An 8,349-nucleotide genomic window follows, 5' to 3' on the forward strand; every position below is an offset into this window, starting at 1 on the left:
TTCTTCCAACTTCAGCGCGTCTTTTATCGTTTCCCTATCGAAAGCAGCAAAAATGCTATTTCGATGCTGGAAAGGGGAAGGATGCTTTATCTTTCGGATGATCGTTAGGCCTCACGCTAAGAAGGCAAGCGTTCCAAAAACGTTTGAACCGCTGCTTTCTATGTTTCATGTCGCTCCTTTCGATGAAAACGAAGGGGTGCCGGAGCGGAATGGTCTTTACTCTTTTAGGGCGAAAGGAGTGGTACCCATGTCGAAAGTCGGTATTGCTGCGGAAAGTCGTCGGATCGACACGCTTCTGCTTCGTGCGCTTTGCTTTGGCCCGAAATCCTACTGGGAACTGATGAGGGAAGGGAAAGCTCAGACGCACCAAGTGCTGAAGGCGCTGCAGTCGCTCTTGGAGGGAGAGCTGGCGGCCTACAACGGCGACCGCTTTGTGATCACTGAGAAAGGGCGTCGTCAGGCAGAAACTATGGGCCTAGAACGGGTGGCCGAACAGCGCTGTGAGGTTTGCGCGGGGCGCGGCATTGTTCTGAGGCCGCCTTTTGACAGCGTCCTTGCTGCTTTTCAAGATATCGCAGCCATGCGGCCCAAGGCGACGCCCGACTTTGACCAAGGGTATGTGACGCCCGAGACAACCGTTCGGCGGTTGGCACTGATGGCCCAACAGGGAGATCTGATGGGGCGAGACATTTTGCTGCTGGGCGATGATGACCTTACAAGCATTGCGGCTGCGCTCTCGGGGCTGCCGCGGCGCATCTGTGTCTTGGACGTGGATGAACGCATTGTCCGCTTTGTACGCGATGTGGCTCAGGACCAAGGTTGGGACCACGTCCACGCCGAGGTCTACGATGTGCGGGATGAATTGCCGTCCCATCTCCGCGGCCAGTTTGATGTGTTCTTCACGGACCCGGTCGACACCGTCAAGGGACTCCTGCTTTTTCTAAGCCGCTGTACAGAGGGGGGTGCGTGGGCCCGGTGCCGCGGGCTATTTTGGACTCTCTTACTTGGAGGCCTCTTGGCGGAAATGGCGGCAGATCCAGCAGGGCATCCTTGACATGGGCTTTGCCATCACTGACATGCTGAGCGCCTTCCAAGACTATCTGTTAGAGGATATTGTGTTCCTAGACTGGGCGCACATGGCACCGGCGCCGGTCAAAGAACCCGATATCCCCTTCTACGTCAGCACCGTCTATCGCTTAGAGATGGTCGAGGAGCCTCGTCCCCTCTTTTTCGGGTGGGTGGAGTTTGAGCAGGACTTCTATTACGACGAAGAGTTCTGCGGCAAAGAATAGCGATAAAGACTGCCCGCCTTCTGTAGCGGGAATACCCGTTGCCGAGGGCGGGCGTTTTGTTCGCCGTTTCCTGACATCTGCATGCGGAGTTGCGTTCTTCAAGGTTTGCTGAATGACATTTGCCACCATCGCACGATTTTACCGATGGATTATGGAAGGCAACAGACTTTTGAGAGTTTTTGACGCCGCGTGCAACCATGAAAGGAGTGGTCATCGATTTTGCAAAAAGTCTTGGCACCCCCCGCGTTCCGACTATAACCGATTTGATTTGTAATGATCATCGAGGGAATGCTGATAGTGGGAGAGCGGCTGATGTGCACGAAGGGAATGAACGATCATGGATCGATCACAAGAATCCAATCTCCCGATCAAAAAAAGACCGCAAAGCGTTTCTTAAAGAAAGCTTTGCGGCCTTTTCTCCTTTCCCCCGTGATTAAGTTGAAAATTTCGTTTAAATAGCTTAAAATTTCGAATGGTTAAAGATGTCTGCGCAGCATTCCTTATACTCTATTCCAGATTGGCGTGTCTTTTGAACATGGTATTGGAGTCCAATCCTTTTTTCTCCATGCATCTTAATATGATCGCATCATAAAACAGCAAGAGGGTTTGCTCAAAAAGCGATCCCATCGGCTGTATCGTTTTGTATCCGTTATCTGACTGGTCTTTAGGCGAGCCAGGCAATTTGACCGTGATATCAGCCAATTGTCCAATGGTCGATTCAGGGAAAATGGTCACTAACGCTACGGTTGCCCCTAAGCTTTTCGCTTTTTCAGCCATGGAAACTAAACTTCTCGTTTCCCCTGAACCCGATCCAATGATCAAAATGTCGTCTTGTTCTAGGTTAGGGGTGATGGTTTCGCCTACGACATAGGCGTCTAGCCCCATGTGCATCATTCGCATCGCAAAAGATTTGGACATAAATCCAGACCTGCCTGCGCCAGCTACAAAAATTTTCTTTGCTTTGAGAATCTCATTCACCAATTTTTCCGCTTCTCCCGCGGCGATTAAATCGGCTGTCCGATTTAACTCTTTGATGATTTCGCCTAAATATTGCGTAGCTTGCATCATTCATTCACCTTGTTGGATCATTTTTTTCATTTCAGCAGCTACAGCGCGTTTGTCTTCTTGGCCAGTAATACCGCCGCCTACGATGATAAGATCAGGTTTTGCTTTAATGACTTCAGGCAATGTGTTTAATTTAATGCCGCCTGCGATCGCAGTTTTTGCGTTTTTCACGACACGTTTGATTGTGGCAAGGTCTTCAAGAGAGTTTTTGCCGACTGCTTGAAGATCATAACCTGTGTGTACGCAAATATAGTCGACTCCAAACCCATCTACTTCTTTCGCTCGTTCTTCTAAATTTTTAACCCCGATCATGTCCACCAATATTTTTTTGCCTTGTTTTTTAGCTTCTTCCACAGCACCTTTGATGGACAAATCTTCAGCAACTCCAAGTATCGTGATAATGTCGGCTCCGGCTTCGGACGCTTTCATGACTTCATATGCGGCGGCATCCATGATTTTTAAGTCTGCCAATACTTTTAAGTGAGGAAATTCTTGTTTGATTTCTTTTACAGCTCTAAGACCTTCATTAATGATAACTGGAGTGCCGATTTCTACAATATCCACATACTCCTCAACTTCTTTTACTAATTGTTTCGCTTCTGGAATGTTTACGAGATCCAATGCTAATTGTAATTCCATGAATCCTTCACCTCTCATAAAAATTTTGCAGGTTGCATAAGCAGTAGCATTTTTATGTGTTTATCTCTTACACACTGATGAGTATACTATGTATGTTTTTCCTTTAAAAGTACGCACTTTATTTTTATATAGTATCAAAAAATACACTATTGTTCATTATGTATACTATTTGGGAAAGAGGGGCTCTCCATTTCCAGACAAATTTTATTTTGAAATGGCCCAAAAATAAGAAAAGCAATATGCTATCCATTGCTTGTGGCATTAACTGAAGAACTGTTTCTTTGTCAAGCCATATGTAAAAAGGGCTATCTCATCTTTGTGAGACAGCCCTAAAACGCCGGATTTTATTTCCTGAGTTCGACAGTTTTGAGGCCATTTCAGGCAAATGAACATGGCCAAAATGCTGTGATATCAAGGATTTCGCCATACGGATCCTAGAAAAAAGAGCTGAATTTCACAGGCACACGAATTGACAATTTATCCTTTTAAAAAGCCTAATATCGTTTATAATATAGGCATGTACATACGACGAGTAACACACAAAAACAAAGACGGAACGACCGTGGCGTATCTCCAGCTTGCTCACAACGGATAGGATCCGAAGGCCAAATATGCGAAAGCGAAGGTGATTGATTCGTTTGGGCGCGCAGATGAAGTGGATCGCGCCGTCCTGGAACGTCTGGCCCAAAGCATTTCGCGATTCCTTTCTCCTGACTCATGAATCATGGCCAAAAGTAAGAGACGAATGTGAGCGTCTCATGCTTGGTCATTTTTCTTCCAAAAACGGCGACCTGCATCAACGGACTGAACTGACGGCCAAACAAGCGCAACTCTTTGCGGCTCTAGGGCTGGAACCTCCTCCGAAGATCCTAGGCATCCATCCTCGCGCCTAAGCTACACGCCCAAAGTGTGCCCAAATGTCTCTCGTCACTTTTGCATCAAGGGGCGAAAGGCATTTTGTTTGCCTAGTCACTGTCGAACTCGGGCATCACATTATCGCCGATTTTGAATCCCACTCCGTTCAAATAAAACGACTTCGGCGATGAAATGGTTCTTTAAATCCCACTCCGTTCAGATAAAACGGAACGGTGCTCGCCAGCCTGCCGCTTGAAATCGGCTTTAAATCCCTCTCCGTTCAGATAAAACTGTTTTGCCGTATGCTTTAGGTGTTTTTGCTCTGTCTCTTTAAATCCCACTCCGTTCAGATAAAACACAATCGATTTTCTTCATCTTTCCTGAATCGTTTCACTTTAAATCCCACTCCGTTCAGATAAAACGCAACGGGCGGGCTTGCAGTGGAGAGTGGGCGGTGAGCTTTAAATCCCACTCCGTTCAGATAAAACGTGGCGGCCACCCTTGATTTGCCGGTAGACAAAAATTCTTTAAATCCCACTCCGTTCAGATAAAACCGAGGCGATTCCTGTACTATGTAAGTACAGGGTCATCTTTAAATCCCACTCCGTTCAGATAAAACAGACGAAACGGGATTGGCAATCATCAAAGATATTACTTTAAATCCCACTCCGTTCAGATAAAACCCATGTTGGGCCACCAGTCTTCCCGCTTTGAAGACGCTTTAAATCCCACTCCGTTCAGATAAAACTCGGAAGCCGTTGGATCGTTTGACGAGACGATTTCGGCTTTAAATCCCACTCCGTTCAGATAAAACGGGATGCTGGTGATGAACGGAGTGACGTTTGATGTGACCTTTAAATCCCACTCCGTTCAGATAAAACGAGCGAGAGCGTAAGCGATGGCTTGTATAAACTTTCTTTAAATCCCACTCCGTTCAGATAAAACTTGTGAGATGATCGATGCTGTAAGCAATGCCCCTTCCGACTTTAAATCCCACTCCGTTCAGATAAAACTATAATGCTGCGGACTTGTGAGCTTTTTCCAGCACCCTTTAAATCCCACTCCGTTCAGATAAAACGGGCGGTTGAGGAAGTCGCATCGATCTTCTTCAAAAACGCACTTTAAATCCCACTCCGTTCAGATAAAACCTTCTTTCATCCCGGCATTGAACCCGCGCCAATAATCCTTTAAATCCCACTCCGTTCAGATAAAACCACCGCTACGCAAAACAGGGACAAATTCTCTTGTCACTTTAAATCCCACTCCGTTCAGATAAAACCACCGCTACGCAAAACAGGGACAAATTCTCTTGTCACTTTAAATCCCACTCCGTTCAGATAAAACGAGCTTGTTCATCTGTTGATTTGTCGAGTATTTTGCTTTAAATCCCACTCCGTTCAGATAAAACGGTTCCGGCGTGCCGATTAACCCTGTTTCCGGCTTTCTTTAAATCCCACTCCGTTCAGATAAAACCCGTCGATACACGAGCGTAAATAGCTTTCATATCGTCCTTTAAATCCCACTCCGTTCAGATAAAACCCTGTCGCGCTTGCTCTTGTCTCCATCCTCCAATAACTTTAAATCCCACTCCGTTCAGATAAAACTCGGGCTCGCAGAAACACCCTTTGCCGTGATTGCATCTTTAAATCCCACTCCGTTCAGATAAAACCTGACCAGTACCCCAGTGCCGTTCGTGATTTTCTGAATGCTTTAAATCCCACTCCGTTCAGATAAAACTGATCTCCTCTTTGTTTAGTCCCAATTCATACAAACTTTAAATCCCACTCCGTTCAGATAAAACCCGGGATTCATGCTACCAAGATGAAAAACCCGATCAAGCTTTAAATCCCACTCCGTTCAGATAAAACCCATAAGCGATATAAATGTCATTCCGCATAATGTAGCTTTAAATCCCACTCCGTTCAGATAAAACGCAATTTCCGTTTGTAACTTGAAGCAAAGTTTTGCGTCTTTAAATCCCACTCCGTTCAGATAAAACCAGCACAAGCACAAATTATTCATCATTGTTCTTTCGCTTTAAATCCCACTCCGTTCAGATAAAACGGCCGTAGTGTGATGTCCCTCCTTCCATGTCACGCCTTTAAATCCCACTCCGTTCAGATAAAACTCGATCAGCATTGCCGTAGTTGTGAGTTTTTTTCGGCTTTAAATCCCACTCCGTTCAGATAAAACACATTTCCGCGACCGTTAGACTGTCAGTAAGTACTCTTTAAATCCCACTCCGTTCAGATAAAACCGCAGCTTTCACACGTGCTTCCAACCCTGCATACAACTTTAAATCCCACTCCGTTCAGATAAAACGAAGCCTTCAAGGCCGGATGATTGGCGGATCATCTTGCTTTAAATCCCACTCCGTTCAGATAAAACGACGGCAGAAATGCTTCTGATGTACGCACAGCAAACTTTAAATCCCACTCCGTTCAGATAAAACTATCAAAGAAGTCGCGTAACTTGAACATCTCGTCACTTTAAATCCCACTCCGTTCAGATAAAACTTGTCAGACACTTTTTGTTGTGGTTTCGGCTGCGGTTGCTTTAAATCCCACTCCGTTCAGATAAAACGCTGTGGCGGTGATCGGGCAAGCTAATTTGATGTGAACTTTAAATCCCACTCCGTTCAGATAAAACATCTAAAGAACTGATGGAGAAATACCAAAGGCGGCACGAACTTTAAATCCCACTCCGTTCAGATAAAACGGCACTTCCGTCTCAAGCTGGGCGATGTTCGGGATGCTTTAAATCCCACTCCGTTCAGATAAAACGGAAGCCCACGCAACACAAGCCGCGTGATGAAGGCGCCTTTAAATCCCACTCCGTTCAGATAAAACGGAACGATCACGATACATAATGATGATCGTCGCCATGTCCTTTAAATCCCACTCCGTTCAGATAAAACATAAACATCCCACCCTTGAGATTTAACAAAATGAATAACTTTAAATCCCACTCCGTTCAGATAAAACGCAATCATCTGTCTTTCGTTTGCTTTTAAGTCAATTCTTTAAATCCCACTCCGTTCAGATAAAACAAAGACGTCTGAAAGAAGAGACCGATCCATGAAATACTTTAAATCCCACTCCGTTCAGATAAAACGCCGCCCCACTCGAATCCTAACTGTTTCGCCTTCGCAACTTTAAATCCCACTCCGTTCAGATAAAACGGAATATGCTGTTTTAAAATCATAATCCCTGCCGTTCTTTAAATCCCACTCCGTTCAGATAAAACAGGATGTCGGCTTTGGTTTTGGTCTCGTCCATAAATCTTTAAATCCCACTCCGTTCAGATAAAACAAGAGTGATACAGTCAGCTAGATACAACATACTTCTTTAAATCCCACTCCGTTCAGATAAAACGGTCAAGCTCATTAAGATAAAGATTCGCAAAGAGTCTTTAAATCCCACTCCGTTCAGATAAAACAAACGCGATCAAAGACATGTTGAAAGCTATCTCAACTTTAAATCCCACTCCGTTCAGATAAAACTTTCTTTTTCTTTTTGCCCACGTATCGTAGACGTATCGCTTTAAATCCCACTCCGTTCAGATAAAACAATTTTCCAATGTTATATAAATATGATTACTTACACACTTTAAATCCCACTCCGTTCAGATAAAACGCTCACCTCGCTTTAGGCTTATTATCACCAAAACCAACTTTAAATCCCACTCCGTTCAGATAAAACCTGCTAGTTTCATATCGCCTGGCAGGACGTTGCTTTAAATCCCACTCCGTTCAGATAAAACTCCTGCAAGCATTGCCACAAAAAGTGAAAACTGCAACTTTAAATCCCACTCCGTTCAGATAAAACTTTCTCCCTTGTGGATGTGCTTGCCGACATTGAAGAAGCTTTAAATCCCACTCCGTTCAGATAAAACTCGGTCGCTACGCTAATTTAAAGCAAGTCGATAACGCTTTAAATCCCACTCCGTTCAGATAAAACTAAGTACAAGCCGAGTTGGAGACTGGAGGATTGAATGACTTTAAATCCCACTCCGTTCAGATAAAACAAGCTTTTCGTTCCGCCTCTTTATTATCTATCTGCCCTTTAAATCCCACTCCGTTCAGATAAAACCCGGCTGCCCTGTGAGGGGCGTTCCTTTTACGGTTAAAACTTTAAATCCCACTCCGTTCAGATAAAACAGTTAAACGGATTTAATGATGGATTTCCGTTATGACTTTAAATCCCACTCCGTTCAGATAAAACGTAAGTGATTTGTGATACTCTCCCGTTTGAATCATCTTTAAATCCCACTCCGTTCAGATAAAACTCAAGATTGAATCCTGCCGTTGTGATGACGACGATCAACTTTAAATCCCACTCCGTTCAGATAAAACACGATTATGAGTATAACTGTAAATTATCATTTTATTTCAGCACAAAACGCCCATTTTTTTGCACATTCTTTCAGAAAGCCCTCTCCCCTTTTCTGAAGGAATGTGCTAAATTTTTTGTGAATTGTTTCGGACAAAGATTTCCTT

4 protein-coding genes, 2 pseudogenes and 1 CRISPR repeat array are annotated in these 8,349 nt (G+C 44.6%); of the genes and pseudogenes, 4 read left to right on the forward strand and 2 right to left on the reverse strand.

Annotation, left to right across the window (positions count from 1 at the left end):
• The first annotated feature begins 247 nt into the window (after positions 1-247).
• Together ETC02_RS11295 and ETC02_RS17715 are read left to right on the forward strand one after the other, a co-directional pair.
• On the forward strand, positions 248-1,054 hold the full coding sequence (locus ETC02_RS11295) for a bis-aminopropyl spermidine synthase family protein (protein WP_253264126.1): 807 nt from the start codon (positions 248-250) through the stop codon (positions 1,052-1,054).
• Positions 963-1,292, forward strand: coding sequence for a bis-aminopropyl spermidine synthase family protein (locus tag ETC02_RS17715; RefSeq protein ID WP_371810204.1), 330 nt, complete (start codon positions 963-965; stop codon positions 1,290-1,292). The genes ETC02_RS11295 and ETC02_RS17715 overlap by 92 nt, the downstream gene beginning before the upstream one ends.
• Before the next feature lie 507 nt (positions 1,293-1,799).
• Here ETC02_RS17715 and hxlB read toward each other — a convergent pair.
• Both hxlB and hxlA read right to left on the reverse strand, forming a co-directional pair.
• Complete coding sequence (hxlB, locus tag ETC02_RS11300) at positions 1,800-2,357, reverse strand: 6-phospho-3-hexuloisomerase (RefSeq protein WP_015375154.1); 558 nt, start codon at positions 2,355-2,357, stop codon at positions 1,800-1,802.
• A 3-nt stretch (positions 2,358-2,360) separates the two neighbouring features.
• The gene (gene hxlA, locus ETC02_RS11305; protein WP_015375155.1) at positions 2,361-2,996 is read right to left on the reverse strand and encodes a 3-hexulose-6-phosphate synthase; all 636 of its coding nucleotides are present in this window, start codon (positions 2,994-2,996) and stop codon (positions 2,361-2,363) included.
• Between the two features lie 517 nt (positions 2,997-3,513).
• Between hxlA and ETC02_RS18585 the strand changes: the two are divergent.
• Together ETC02_RS18585 and ETC02_RS11310 are read left to right on the forward strand one after the other, a co-directional pair.
• Positions 3,514-3,711, forward strand: a pseudogene (locus ETC02_RS18585) (IS1634 family transposase); the annotation flags it as partial.
• Positions 3,710-3,889 (forward strand): annotated as a pseudogene (locus ETC02_RS11310) (IS1634 family transposase); the annotation flags it as partial. The pseudogenes ETC02_RS18585 and ETC02_RS11310, both read left to right, overlap by 2 nt.
• Positions 3,890-3,999: 110 nt before the next feature.
• Positions 4,000-8,205: a CRISPR direct-repeat array (repeat unit 29 nt; unit sequence CTTTAAATCCCACTCCGTTCAGATAAAAC).
• The last annotated feature ends 144 nt before the right edge of the window (positions 8,206-8,349 follow it).

It is taken from the genome of Geobacillus sp. DSP4a, assembly GCF_013096875.1.
Classification (GTDB): Bacteria; Bacillota; Bacilli; order Bacillales; family Anoxybacillaceae; genus Geobacillus; species Geobacillus thermophilus.

What these genes read in the sequence shown, in the direction of transcription:
- ETC02_RS11295 (WP_253264126.1), top strand. Translation starts at nt 248, where the DNA reads ATGTCGAAAGTCGGTATTGCTGCGGAAAGTCGTCGGATCGACACGCTT.
- hxlB (WP_015375154.1), bottom strand. Translation starts at nt 2,357, where the DNA reads ATGCAAGCTACGCAATATTTAGGCGAAATCATCAAAGAGTTAAATCGG.
- hxlA (WP_015375155.1), bottom strand. Translation starts at nt 2,996, where the DNA reads ATGGAATTACAATTAGCATTGGATCTCGTAAACATTCCAGAAGCGAAA.